This window comes from Pseudoxanthomonas sacheonensis, assembly GCF_010093305.1.
Taxonomy (GTDB): Bacteria; Pseudomonadota; Gammaproteobacteria; order Xanthomonadales; family Xanthomonadaceae; genus Pseudoxanthomonas_A; species Pseudoxanthomonas_A sacheonensis.
Genome location: NZ_PDWS01000007.1, coordinates 69,426 through 81,667, shown reverse-complemented (window position 1 = coordinate 81,667; position 12,242 = coordinate 69,426). Strand labels below are relative to the sequence as shown.

The following is a 12,242-nucleotide window of genomic DNA, read 5'->3' as shown; positions in this document are numbered from 1 at the left end:
GTTCACTTTCGGCTTGGAACGGACATCGCTGGAACGCAGAGTTAACCCCGTTGTCTCTACTGAGGGAAGGACGCACTGAGCCTTCCGAGAGCGGTAACAATCTGCTCAACAATGGCAATCTCAAAATCCTCCCCATCGCCATCATGGGTGCCTTTGTTCAAGTAACGCCATGGCACATCCAACAACTCACTGAAAGCATCTTTGCGCTGCACCCAAGCGTTGCCAGGTAGGCGGTCTTGCTCAATCCCCTTAGTGATGGCTTTGAAGAGCCCATCGACAATATTTCTAAGTTCGGGCTCCCCTCCCGGACCCCGAAGCAGGAGGTTTATTTGGCCAAGGTCCTGATCTCGATTGGTCAATGAACGCCACGTCTTAGCAGTGAGATTCTCTAGCGCTTGACGACCGGACGCCAATGCTTGGCGTTCGTCGCCATTCTCGAGACGCTCTATGGCACGGCGTAAGTAGTGTCGATCGCTACCATTCATTACGCGTGGCTGATGGTCACCAGCGTGGTGTTTCAGGATGTATAGAGTGGAAACACCTTGCGCGAGTCCGTTTTGAACCTGGGTAATGAACTCGTTGCTGTGGCAGGTAATGATCATCTGCTTGGCACTGAGACGATCGTCCCCGAATAACGTGTCCCGGATACCTTTACGGTGGTCATGGTCGATAGCATTCACCGCGTCGTCAAAGACGATAAGCGGAAGGCCCAGCTTGATGTTCTTGGCTAGCAGAATGGCGAGGCCTAGACATCGCAAATGGCCTTCGCTGAGAACACCCAACGCGTCAAGGAAAGTCTCTGGTGCTCCACCGAATGCGACTTGGATACGCTCGCCACCTCGCAACGGCAGCCTCAGGCCCGCTAACAAGTCGTTGGCATGGTCGCTGGCGTTGAACTGGTTGTAAAGGTCCTTTGTGGTTTCGTTCAAATCAGTTAAAAGCCCCGCAGGTAGCCCGTCGCGATAACGCTTAATGGACTCCAGAAAGTTCTCATATCCATCTTGGATACGGATTTCCAGCTGACGGGCGGTGGTCTCCACCGCCACCTCTGCGATCAGCTCAGTGTTGGCTGCGTCGAAGCCATCAATCTTGGCCTGCTCATCGATGACCTGCCGGGCATGCAAGTTCCGCCGAACGCGCAACTCGTCGGCACTGGTTTTGAGCTCCTCTAATCGCCTGCCCTCTTCCGCCAGTGCGGCAAGCCGCCCCTGGCGCTCACGAATACCCGCGTCACCTCTTTCAAGCCCCTTCAGCTTCTTGAGCAGCACTTGCCACACGGTTTTCGTCAGCAAGTCATCAGCCCAAGCGGGTACAGGCTCTTCTTGTTCTACCCACGCCACCAGCGGTGCCAGGATGGGATGGCCGAAGGCCTCATAAGCGTGTGCGGCCGAGACCTTGGCATGCAACTGTGTGGACAGCTGGCTGCACTCTTGCTGCAACCGCGCCTTGGTGATTTCCAAAGTGGCAAGGTCTTGCAGAAGTGCCAGCCCTTCCGCGGCGCGCTCGAAAGGGTTGCGCACGACGTTGGCCAAAGGCGTTTCGCAGGCAGGGCACGTAGCCGGATTTTCGGCCTGCAAAGCCTGGACGGAGCGATACAGCGCTAGGAAAGACACTTGGCCAGCGCGCTGCTCCAACTGGGTGCTGCACTCGGACAACTCGCCAAGTTTCTTTCGAATTCCCTTACGCAGTTCCGCCAAAGCGGCCACCGTCTGTCCGGATTGCGCCGGGATTTGCTCCTGCAGGGCGGCACGGACTTCCTGCAAACGTCCGTCTTGTCCATGCATGCCTAACCGCTCGAGCAACTGGGCAAATGTCAGCCCCGCCTCAAACGCGTTGGCGATGGCTTCTTGGTCAATATCGAACGCGGTTTCCGCGGCGGCGTTGCCATCTACCTTCTGCCTGGCCGCCTCCAGTGCTGCGCGCTTAAGAGCCAGTGCGTCCTGCTTGGGCGTGGACAGCCGTAGATTGTTGCCCAGCGTGGCAGTGAAGTTGCCCACGAAAGTGTTAAAGCCATCAAGCCCGAACAGCGACGCAATCAGCGCGCTTGCTTGTGCAGGCGTTCGGGCGGCCAGCCGGGCAAAGCCTTCAATGCGATTTTTTTCAATGATGGCAAAGCGCAGCAGTTCGGGGTTGGGTTCGACAGGAACTCCATCAACGCCGCCCACGGACCACAACTGCGGCGGGATATGCTGGCCTTCATGAATGTTGTTGAAGTAGTCGTCCAAGTCGTCAATGCGCTTAGCGGTGGCTTCTTCCACGTGGCCCAGCAAGGCCCACTCGATGGCTTCGCACAGACTGCTCTTGCCGCTGCCGTTGGGGCCTTGGAAGAGCACTATGTTGTTGGACAGGTCGAACTGTTCTTCGCGGCGGAAGCCGCGGAATGGCCCCACCGAAAGCCGCTTGAGGCGTGTCCAGGGCAACAGTGCGGCGGCGCCATTTTCGGCAGCCGCTTCGATGGCATCAGAAGTAGCGGCGAGGTCTCGCCGAAGCATTGGCGTCAGGATCGTGGCCCGCTGCCCGCCATTGCTCACAGTGGGGATCAGGGCATCCAGATTGGCGTGGACAATATTGGCAATCCGTCTGGCGTCTTCTGTTTCTCCCGGGATGCGTAGCCACTGCAAAAAACGGCCGTATTCCTCGTGTAACGCTGACATTGATCGACGCCCCCATCCCAACCAAACGAACCTGAGCTTGTGTTGCAGGAACCCTGTTCACGCTGCACCCATCAATACTAGCCTTTAACCAGATGCAAGTTGGCCCTGCTCGGCTTGGCCTCACCCATTTTTGGTGCGCCACCTTTCAAAACATTCAACATTAATCCAAACGTGAGCTCATTGATTTCTTCAGAGAAGATGGCCAACTGCTGAGCAACATCAGCTTTTGATAAACCTTCTTCGCGTAGCGCGCTGAATACCTTTTCCAACACAAGCGACTTCTCGTAAGGAACGCTTTCAGGCTCCGACTTTCGGTAGCCTGCCTGGGCCAACTGGATACAAAGCGTGCGGTAAGTCCAATCCGTCGTAAGGCCAAGCGCATGCAGCCGGTAATTCAAAGCCGCGACAGAAACAGCCCAATGCTTCTTGTGACGAATGAGACTCAATAGCGTTGGCGCGCGTGGCGCCATGGCAAGAACGCTTGCCCGCGGCATGAGGAATGCTGACGCAAACGCGTTCGCCTCACGCTCCAGGTCGGGACCATGAGGTTGGGCATGCTGATGCAATACAAGATGGCCCAACTCATGGGCGGCATCGAACCGGCAGTGTTCGGCTGACTTGAACGTATTGAGGAAGACGTAAGGCCGGCCGCCGCTCCACATGGAAAAGGCATCCACTTCCTTGGCATCAATCGCCAAGGAATAGACCCGGATGCCCTTGGACTCCAGCAGGGCAATCATGTTCTTGACCGGCAACTCGCCAATCCCCCAGTGAGCGCGCAGCATTTCGGCTGCCGTTTCCGGGTTCTGGGAAGAAGACGACGTTGGATAGGCTTCTGGCTCTCGTGCGCGCTTATCCACCGTCACGGGGCGACTATCCCCACCCTCGCGCCCCAGGTCGGGCACGTCGGGATTGGGCAGGTCAAAACGAGATTCAATCCATTGATTCAAAAGCAATGCAACAGCGCCCGCACCTAGCGCTGTGTCGCGCTGGCTGGCGGTCATTTTGGAAAGCGAACGAAAGCTGGCCACATCGGGATCGGGAACTTCCGGATCCACACCAAAGAAAAAGGCTTCGGGGAACCGGAGCGCTTCTGAAAGTCTTCTGAGCGTGTTGGCCTCAGGTTCTTGGGAACCCGTTTCATAGTTGGAAACGGATTTTTCTGTTACCCCAACCTTCTCGGCCAACTCACGCTTCTTCATCCCTCGCCGTTTGCGGGCGAGGGTGAGCCGTAGAGCATTGAACATAGCAGCCTCGTCACGCTTTGCGGCGGATTTCTATGTCGATGTCAGGACCACCCGGCTGAAGGATTTCCACCAGGTCGTCGTCAAACGAAATGCTACCGAGCAAGATGCGCTCAGACCACGAAGTGATCTTGCCATCGTTGCCGATGTCAGCCGGCAGCGAGAGCTCAAAACGGATTTCACCCTTGGCCGTATCCGTGTGGTGCATCAGGATCCATGTCTGGTTGCCTTCAGCATCTTCCTTGACTTCTTGCATGAACTCTTCAAAGAGCAGCACCATCTGACGGTTCGCCTCGATGGCCTCCACGGTATAGCGGCCCTTCTTCGAGCGATTGGAGGGAGAGCCATACGGATTACCCGTAGCTTCGTCTCCGGAGGCAACGGCGATGGCGAGGTTCAACGACTCGTTGACGGTCACGGGGAAGCTGCCCACGTCCTGCCGGATCCAATCCAGCGGCCTCAGCTGGTCCCGAAGCGCTGCAACGACTTCACCCCACATGACCAGCCCCGGAAAGTTGCGGGGATGGTTCAAGGTCAATCGGGTGCGCTGCAGGTGCCCCTGATAGATGGCTTCGCGGAGCGCCACCTCGGTGACCCCCAACTGTTCCAAGCGGCCGGCGATTTCTTCGGGGTTGTCGTAAAGGATGCTCGGGATCATTGGTGTCTGCCTCAGGGGGGACTTCCGATTATCCTCCCTCATTTGAGGAAAGAAAACAAGAAGTTTGAACTATAGACTGGCACTGCCGACCACGTGCCTCCAGCATGCCCCTCGCCGAGCCTGCCGCGAAATCCCCGAGCTCGCGAGCGTCTCGCCTTCCAGCAGAGTGCACCTGTGTCTTCGGCAAAGAGAGCTGGCAATGACGCTTCTCATAGAAGGTCAACAACGACGATTTATGGTCGGCTTAAAGTGACATCAGAGAATAGCCGAGGCTAGAACCACCACGTCCATCAGCAATTTACTCTCTGCTCCGAAAGCTACCGGCAATCCCTTTGATTTTCCAAGGACTTTAGAGCAAAGGCGGCAGAGAGAGCTGCAGGAAGTGGACTAGATGGTGGGCCGTGATGGATTCGAACCATCGACCAAAAGATTAAAAGTCTTCTGCTCTACCAACTGAGCTAACGGCCCACATGAAACCCCCGGCATTGCGCCGGGGGACGCATTCTAGCGCACCCGGCGCCCGCTGAGAAATCAGGCGTAATGCGTGGGGTCCGGCACCCCTGCATCGGCGAAGCCGGCGGCGCGCAGGCGGCAGGCGTCGCAATGGCCGCAGGCGCGGCCTTGCTCGTCGGCGCGGTAGCAGGAAACGGTCTGGGCGAAGTCCACGCCCAGGCGCATTCCCTCGCGCACGATGTCGGCCTTGCTCATCCTCAGCAACGGCGCGCGGATGCGCAGGCCCGCGCCTTCCACCCCGGCCTTGGTGGCCAGGTTGGCCAGGTTCTCGAACGCGGCGATGAATTCGGGCCTGCAATCGGGATAGCCCGAATAATCCACCGCATTGACTCCGCAGAAGATGTCGGTGGCGCCCAGCACTTCGGCCCAGCCCAGCGCCACCGACAGCATGATGGTGTTGCGCGCCGGCACGTAAGTGACCGGAATGCCCGCCCCGCCCGCTTCAGGCACCTCGATGCCGGAATCGGTCAAAGCGGAACCTCCGATGGAGCGCAGGTCGACATTGACGGTCTTGTGCGCGGCCGCGCCCAGAGCCTGGGAGACGCGATCGGCCGCCTGCAGTTCCGAGGTATGGCGCTGGCCGTAGCTCACGCTGAGCGCATACGCGGAAAAGCCTTCCTCGCGCGCCAGGGCGAGAACGACGGCCGAATCCATGCCGCCGGAGACCAGGACCACTGCGTTTTTCATGGGCTTTCCAATGTTGGGCTGGCCGTAGGAGCTGCGTAAGCTGCGACCGGAGATTCAAAACGTAAGAATATTTTATCGGAGCTGGAGCCGCACGGTCGCAGCTTACGCAGCTCCTACAAAGCGCGGGACTAGCGGCCCGGTTCGTCGTTCCACAGCAACTTGTGCAGCTGCATCTGGAAGCGTACCGGCAGGCGGTCGGCGACGATCCAGTCGGCCAGATCGCGCGGGGACAATTCCGATTTGCTGGGGGAAAACAGTACGTCGCAGCGCTCGCTCAATTTGTGCGTGGCGACCACGTCGCGCGCCCACTCGTAGTCGCCGCGCCCGCACAGCACGAACTTGACCTGATCGCGCGCGGTCAGCAGCGGCAGGTTCTCCCAGCGGTTGCGCGCGACTTCGGCCGATGCCGGAGTCTTGATGTCCAGCACCCGGGAAACGCGCGGATCGACGTCGGCGATATCGATGGCGCCGGAAGTCTCCAGAGACACGTCGTAGCCCGCATCGCAAAGCGCACGCAGCAGTATCAGGCAGCGTTTCTGGGAAAGCGGTTCGCCGCCGGTGACGCAGACGTGGCGTACGCCGTGCCTGGCCACTTCGGCCAGGATGTCGGCGATGTCCCACCACTCGCCCCCGTGGAAGGCATAGGCGGTATCGCAGTACTGGCAGCGCAACGGGCAGCCGGTCAGGCGCACGAACACGGTGGGCCAGCCCACGCTGGCGGCTTCGCCCTGCAGGGACAGGAAAATCTCGGTGATCTTCAGGCGGTCCGAGGAGGACTGCACGATCTCGCTGGGGACGGCGGCGTTCATGGGCTAGAGGTTACGCGGCTCGCGGCAATACTTGTAGGAGCGCCCCATGGGCGCGAGCTTTTAGTGCATGCGCAAAGGCTCGCGCCCATGGGGCGCTCCTATAAAAGCGGGTCAGCGGATGCTGCGGCCCAGCTGCATGGATTTCAGGCGGTCGTCGGCGGTGCGGGCGACGTCGCTGCCGGGGTAGCGGGTGATCACGTCGTTCAAAGTGCGCTCGGCTTCGTCGACTTTGCCCAGGCCGTATTCGGACAGGCCCAGCTTGAGCAGCGAGCCCGAAGCCTTGTCGTGGGTCGGGTAACGCTCAAGCAGGGTGCGGAACTGCTGTGCGGCCAGCTGGTAGTTCTGGGTGACGTAGTAGCTTTCGCCCAGCCAGTACAGTGCATTGGGGGTGTAAGCGCCGTTCGGGTACAGCTCCAGGAAACTGAGGAACAACTGCGCCGCATCGGCGTAGTTGCCGCCTTTCAGCGCATCGAAGGCGACGTTGTAGGCCGCACGCTCATCGCCGGACTGGGCCATGGCTCCGACATCGCCATGTACCGACGGTGCGCGCTCGGCGGCCGGCGCGGCAGCGCCGGTGGCCGGAGGCGGCGTGACCGGAGGCGTTGTAGCGGGTACCGCCGGAGCGGCTCCCCCTTCGATCCGGTTCAAGCGGCCGTCAAGGTCCAGATACTGGTCCTTGGCCGTCTGCTTGAGCTGTTCGTTCTCGTTCTGCAACTGCTCCACCAGCGCGCGCATCTGCTGCAGTTCGGTGCGCAGCTGCGTCATCTGGTTCAACAGATCGGTGTTGCCGCGATTGTTGGCGGCCTGCGTTTCCAGCGCAGCCACGCGATCGGCCAGGCTCTGGCGCTGGGCATGAGCGGGTGCGGCGGCCACCAGGGCCGCCGCGATGATCGTACCGATCAGGAGTCGCTTCACTTGCGTGTTTCCGTCTTGCGCTTACTTGGCGGTGTAGATGATTTCGACGCGACGGTTGCGGGCCCAGCAATCCTCGTTGGACTCGGTGCAGACCGGGCGCTCTTCGCCGTAGCTGACCACCGAGATCTGGCTGCCGGAACCGCCCTGCGCCTGGATGGCCGAAGACACGGCGTTGCCGCGGCGTTCGCCCAGACCCAGGTTGTATTCGCGGCTGCCGCGTTCGTCGGCGTTGCCTTCCAGGTTCATGCGCGAGGACGGACGGTCGCGCAGGTACTTGGCGTGGCAACCGACGATGGCCTGGAATTCCGGCTTCAGGGCATCCTGGTCCAGATCGAAGTAGACCACGCGCTGGCGCAGGCAGGCGTCGGTATCCAGATCGTTCGGGCCGTAGGCGCCGCTAGCGGTGGTGTTGTCGACCACGGTACCGGTGCTGCCAGTGGTGCCGGTGTCGACCGGTTCGGTCGGCTTCACGGTCTTTTTGCAGCCGGCCAGAACTGCAACGGAAAGCAGGGAGAGCATTAAAACGCGGGTGGTGTTGTTCATCGGGGGTTCCTCGTGCGTGGCGCGGGGTGGGAAACTGGGTCCGTAATATTAACAGTGCAAACGGTTTCAACGGGGCGAGCGGTAAGGCGACCAGGCCGGTTCGCGCACGTCGCCATCGGCCAGAACCAGCCGCTGGCGCACGCGGGCATCGGCCGATACGGCATAAAGCACCCCGCGGCGGCCTTCGCGGGCGGCGTACAGCACCATGCTGGCGTTGGGAGCGAAGCTGGGCGATTCGTCCAGCGAACCCGGCGACAGCGTGCTCCAGCGCGGCGACCCCAGGCTGCTGTCCATCATCGCGATGCGGTAGTTGTTGCCGCTGCCCTGGGCCACGGCGATCTTCTTGCCGTCGTAGGAAACGGTGGCGGTGGCGTTGTAATTGCCCTGGAAGGTGACCCGCGTAGCGCTGCCGCCACTGGAAGGCACGCGGTAGATCTGCGGGCGGCCGCCACGGTCGGAAGTGAAGTAGATGGCGCTGCCGTCGGCGCTCCAGGTCGGTTCGGTGTCGATGCCGAACTGGTTGGTGAGCTGGGTCAGCTGCTTGCTGCCCAGGTCCATCACGTAGATCTCCGGATTGCCGCTACGCGACAGGGTCAGCGCCAGGCGGCGGCCGTCGGGCGAGAAGGTGGGCGCACCGTTGATGCCGCGGAAACTGGTGACCAGCTCGCGCGCGCCGGTGGAGATGTTCTGGATGTAGATCGAGGAATTGCCGCGCTCGAAGCTGACATAGGCCAGCCTGCTGCCGTCCGGGCTCCACGAGGGCGACAGCAGCGGCTCGGCCGAACGCACCACGGTCTGCGGGTTGTAACCATCGGAGTCGGCGACCATCAGCGCGTAGCGCGCCTGTTTGCCCAGGCCGGTCTGGGTGATGTAGGCGATGCGGGTCCAGAACGCGCCGCGCACGCCCAGGATCTTTTCGTAGATGGCATCGGCCATCTGGTGGGCGACGTCGCGCATGGCGTTGGAACGGGCGGTCAGCGCCAGACCCAGCATGCGTTCCTGCTTGGCCACATCGAACAGTTCGTACTCGACGCGATAGCTGCCCGCGCCGGCATCGACCACGCGGCCGACGACCAGATAATCCTGCTTGAGCGCGCGCCAGGTCGGGTACTGCACCTCACCACCGCGGGTGGGCCGCTCCACGATGCTGGCCTCGGGCAAGGCGCGGAAGGCGCCGGAGCGCTCCAGATCCGCACGCACCACCGAGGCCACATCGGTCCCGGGCGCCGCGGTCGAACCCTGGTAGGGCATCGGCACCACGGCGATGGGCAGGGCCGACGCGTTGCCGCCGACGATATCGATCTCCAGGCCCTGCTGCTGCGCCGAGGCGGCGAACGGCAACAAAACGAGCGCGAGTACGGCCAGCCAATGCGGCAATCTTTTCATGGGCACTTCAAGGTTTTGGGGTGGGAGAGGGATAACAGGCTTAACGTGAACATTTTCGCAATCGTGAACGAAAGCCTGTGTGATCAATGGTCCTGGGCCGTGAAATTGAAGATCAGGGTCCGGTTGAACACGCTCTCGAAGCCCCGGTAGGGCAACGGTTGAGCCTTCAGTACCGCGCGCTCCAGCGAGTCCTGGCCAGCCTGGTCCATGGCGCAGCCGGGCTGGACCTCGGCGCTCATCACCTGCCCGCCGGGCAACTGCTTGATGACGACGCGGCAGCGGGTGCCCAGCGGGACCGTCTCGGGCCGGGTCCATTGCGCGCTCACCGCAGATTGGATTGCCGCCCGGTACTTGGCCAGCAAGCCCTCGTCCACACCGCCCTCCCCGGCCGCCGGCGAGTTCGCGGCTGCGCCGTATTGCGCGGCATTGGCCGAAGACGCGCTCTGGGCGCGCGCCTCCGCTATCTGGCGAAGCTTCTGCTCGGCCAGATTCTTCTGCCGATCGAGCTCGGCGCGCTGACGGCGGATCTCCGCCAGCTTCTTCTGCTTGTCGGCTTCTTCCTGCTGCGCGGCCAGGCGCTGCTTGTTCTCGGCTTCCTGCTGGCGCTGGCGTTCGGTCAGATCGATCTGTTCCTGGCGACGCTTGGCTTCCTGCTCCTGCTTGGCCTTTTCCTGGGAAATGGCCAGGCGGCTGGCCTCTTCCTGGTCTTCGGTGTCGGGCACCGGAATGCGTTCTTGCGCCAGCTGCTGCTGCGGCGTGGGCGAATCCTGCGGCCGCGGCTCCTCGATCGGCTGCGGCGGCGGCACGGTTTCTTCTTCGGCCGTTTCGTCGACGGGTTGCGGCAGCGGCTTGGGTGCGTCGCGCAGGAGTTGCTCGGCGGCGCGGATATCGGCGGCCGACATGGACAAGCTGGCTTCCACCGCGGGCGAACCGGCCGCCGGCTCGCCCGAGTCGGTGTTCCAGTCGAGCCAGGACGACAGCACGATCAGCAACAGAACGAGCGAATGCAGGCCGAGCGCCAGCGCCACGGCCGGCCCCCAGCGGTCGCGTTCGTCGGCAAGCGCGTAGTGAGGGGCTTCAGCGTGCATTGCTTCCCGGTTGGCTCATCAGGCCGACCTTGCTCACTCCGGCTTTCTGCAGCAGCACGGTGGCGGTGATCACCTGCTGGTAGCTTGCGTCCTTGGGCGCGGCCAGGAACACGGGCACGTCCTTGTTCTCGCTGACGAAGGCGCGCAGCTTGGCCTCCAGGGTTTCCGGAGCCAGCGGCTCGACGGCCGAGTCCTTCAATTTGAGGAAGAAGCGGCCTTCGGCGTCGACGGTGACGATGATCGGATCGGCCTTGCTTTCCACCGAACGCGCATTCGATTTGGGCAGGTCTACATTCACCGACAAGGTCAGCAGCGGCGCGGTGACCATGAAAATGATCAGCAGCACCAGCATCACGTCGATGTAGGGAACGACGTTGATCTCGGATTTGAGCTTGCGGCGCTTGCGATGGAAGATGGCGGTGGCCATGGCGGACTCCGCTTACTCTTCGGATGGGGTTTGGCGTTGCAGGATGGAACTGAATTCCTCGGCGAAGGATTCGTACCGCACCGAAAGACGTTCCACCCGGGTGGTGTAGCGGTTGTAGGCCCACACCGCGGGGATGGCCACGAACAGGCCGATGGCGGTGGCGAACAAGGCCTCGGAAATGCCCGGCGCCACGGCGGCGATACCGGCCTGCTCGCCGCTGTTGAGCATGTCGTGCATGGTCACCATGATGCCGAACACGGTGCCGACCAGACCCACGTAAGGTGCGGTGGAGCCGATGTTGGCCAGCAGTTCCAGATTGCGCTCCAACTTGTCCACCTCGCGCGTGTAGGCCACGCGCATGGCGCCCTGCGCGCCTTCCAATTGCGCACGGCTGTCGAGCTTGCGCTTGTCGCGCAGGCGGGCGAATTCGCGGAAACCGGCTTCGAACACCGCCTCCAGCCCGGTCACCACGCGGTTGCGGTCGACCGCGGCCGAGTACAGTTTGTTGAGATCGGCACCGGACCAGAACCGGCCCTCGAATTCGTCCGCATCGCGGTTGGCGCGGCTGAAGATGCGCGCCTTGCGGAAGATGATGACCCAGCTGATCAGCGATCCGGCCAGCAGCAGCAGCACGATCAGTTTCACCGGCAGGCTGGCTTTGAGCATCAGGTCCAGATAGTTGATGCTGCTGTGGGTGGCTTCTGCGGTCGCTTGCGCGGCGGCGTTGGCGACGTCTTCGGGCAGGGCTTCAACCACGGTGTCCTGCAGGGCCAGGAGCAGTGCGATCATCCGGTATTTCCTCAAATTTCCGATTCGGGGGTGGGTCTAGCTCGGCAACTCACGGGTTCGGCATTTCCAGCGCCTTGAATTCCTCGTACAACGCATCAGGTGCGGCTTTGGGTCTGAAGCCGCTGGCAGTCAGCACGGCGACCCGCACCTCGGCGGTAAGCAGCACTTCTTCGCCGCGCAGGATGGATTGCGCGAATACCACGCTGGCGCGCTTGCAGGCGCGGATTTCCACGGTCACCGTCAGCAGGTCGTCCAGCCGCGCCGGGCGCAGGAAGTCCAACCGCATCGCGCGGACCGCGAAAACCAGGTCGTGGTCGTGGCGCAATTGTTCCTGTCCGTGGCCGCGATGCCGCAGCCATTCGGTGCGCGCGCGTTCCAGGAAAGCCACATATTGCGCGTGGTAGACCACGCCACTTGCGTCGGTATCTTCCCAATACACGCGTGTCGGCCAACTGAATAGCCGGGAATGGGGAGTGGGGAGTGGGGAATCGGAAGTCAAAAGCGTGTCTCCGGTCGCGTCACGAACGAC

12 protein-coding genes and 1 tRNA gene are annotated in these 12,242 nt (G+C 61.8%); all 13 read right to left on the bottom strand.

Translation table 11 applies throughout. The features are described 5' to 3' along the window. Positions 1-56 precede the first annotated feature (56 nt). Positions 57-2,654, bottom strand: a complete 2,598-nt coding sequence (locus tag CSC73_RS08150; RefSeq protein WP_163839945.1) for an AAA family ATPase — start codon at positions 2,652-2,654, stop codon at positions 57-59. Positions 2,655-2,731: 77 nt separating this feature from the next. Continuing rightward, complete coding sequence (locus CSC73_RS08145; RefSeq protein WP_163839944.1) at positions 2,732-3,901, bottom strand: helix-turn-helix domain-containing protein; 1,170 nt, start codon at positions 3,899-3,901, stop codon at positions 2,732-2,734. A gap of 10 nt (positions 3,902-3,911) precedes the next feature. Continuing rightward, entirely contained in the window at positions 3,912-4,556 is a 645-nt protein-coding gene (locus tag CSC73_RS08140) for a hypothetical protein (protein WP_163839943.1), read from the bottom strand. A gap of 392 nt (positions 4,557-4,948) precedes the next feature. Continuing rightward, positions 4,949-5,024: transfer RNA gene (locus CSC73_RS08135), tRNA-Lys, on the bottom strand. Between the two features lie 63 nt (positions 5,025-5,087). Next, on the bottom strand, positions 5,088-5,756 hold the full coding sequence (gene queC, locus CSC73_RS08130) for a 7-cyano-7-deazaguanine synthase QueC (protein ID WP_163839942.1): 669 nt from the start codon (positions 5,754-5,756) through the stop codon (positions 5,088-5,090). Positions 5,757-5,884: 128 nt separating this feature from the next. Next, on the bottom strand, positions 5,885-6,565 hold the full coding sequence (queE, locus tag CSC73_RS08125) for a 7-carboxy-7-deazaguanine synthase QueE (protein ID WP_163839941.1): 681 nt from the start codon (positions 6,563-6,565) through the stop codon (positions 5,885-5,887). A gap of 111 nt (positions 6,566-6,676) precedes the next feature. Continuing rightward, positions 6,677-7,480, bottom strand: a complete 804-nt coding sequence (ybgF, locus tag CSC73_RS08120) for a tol-pal system protein YbgF (protein ID WP_211840843.1) — start codon at positions 7,478-7,480, stop codon at positions 6,677-6,679. A gap of 21 nt (positions 7,481-7,501) precedes the next feature. Further along, the gene (gene pal / locus CSC73_RS08115) at positions 7,502-8,023 is read right to left on the bottom strand and encodes a peptidoglycan-associated lipoprotein Pal (protein ID WP_163839940.1); all 522 of its coding nucleotides are present in this window, start codon (positions 8,021-8,023) and stop codon (positions 7,502-7,504) included. Between the two features lie 66 nt (positions 8,024-8,089). After that, positions 8,090-9,409 carry a Tol-Pal system beta propeller repeat protein TolB gene (tolB, locus tag CSC73_RS08110; protein ID WP_163839939.1) on the bottom strand — a complete coding sequence of 440 codons (1,320 nt, stop codon included), beginning with the start codon at positions 9,407-9,409 and terminating at the stop codon, positions 8,090-8,092. Positions 9,410-9,492: 83 nt separating this feature from the next. Then, entirely contained in the window at positions 9,493-10,497 is a 1,005-nt protein-coding gene (gene tolA, locus CSC73_RS08105) for a cell envelope integrity protein TolA (protein WP_163839938.1), read from the bottom strand. After that, complete coding sequence (gene tolR, locus CSC73_RS08100; RefSeq protein WP_163839937.1) at positions 10,487-10,924, bottom strand: protein TolR; 438 nt, start codon at positions 10,922-10,924, stop codon at positions 10,487-10,489. Before tolR ends, tolA begins: the two co-directional genes overlap by 11 nt. Positions 10,925-10,936: 12 nt before the next feature. Further along, positions 10,937-11,713: a protein TolQ gene (gene tolQ, locus CSC73_RS08095; protein WP_163839936.1), complete on the bottom strand. Its 777-nt coding sequence runs from the start codon at positions 11,711-11,713 to the stop codon at positions 10,937-10,939. A 49-nt stretch (positions 11,714-11,762) separates the two neighbouring features. Continuing rightward, the gene (gene ybgC, locus CSC73_RS08090) at positions 11,763-12,212 is read right to left on the bottom strand and encodes a tol-pal system-associated acyl-CoA thioesterase (RefSeq protein ID WP_163839935.1); all 450 of its coding nucleotides are present in this window, start codon (positions 12,210-12,212) and stop codon (positions 11,763-11,765) included. Positions 12,213-12,242: the final 30 nt, after the last annotated feature.

Coding starts and splice junctions, on each gene's coding strand:
- queE (WP_163839941.1), bottom strand. CDS start 6,565: ATGAACGCCGCCGTCCCCAGCGAGATCGTGCAGTCCTCCTCGGACCGC.
- CSC73_RS08150 (WP_163839945.1), bottom strand. CDS start 2,654: ATGTCAGCGTTACACGAGGAATACGGCCGTTTTTTGCAGTGGCTACGC.
- pal (WP_163839940.1), bottom strand. CDS start 8,023: ATGAACAACACCACCCGCGTTTTAATGCTCTCCCTGCTTTCCGTTGCA.
- CSC73_RS08145 (WP_163839944.1), bottom strand. CDS start 3,901: ATGTTCAATGCTCTACGGCTCACCCTCGCCCGCAAACGGCGAGGGATG.
- queC (WP_163839942.1), bottom strand. CDS start 5,756: ATGAAAAACGCAGTGGTCCTGGTCTCCGGCGGCATGGATTCGGCCGTC.
- tolQ (WP_163839936.1), bottom strand. CDS start 11,713: ATGATCGCACTGCTCCTGGCCCTGCAGGACACCGTGGTTGAAGCCCTG.
- tolR (WP_163839937.1), bottom strand. CDS start 10,924: ATGGCCACCGCCATCTTCCATCGCAAGCGCCGCAAGCTCAAATCCGAG.
- CSC73_RS08140 (WP_163839943.1), bottom strand. CDS start 4,556: ATGATCCCGAGCATCCTTTACGACAACCCCGAAGAAATCGCCGGCCGC.
- tolB (WP_163839939.1), bottom strand. CDS start 9,409: ATGAAAAGATTGCCGCATTGGCTGGCCGTACTCGCGCTCGTTTTGTTG.
- tolA (WP_163839938.1), bottom strand. CDS start 10,497: ATGCACGCTGAAGCCCCTCACTACGCGCTTGCCGACGAACGCGACCGC.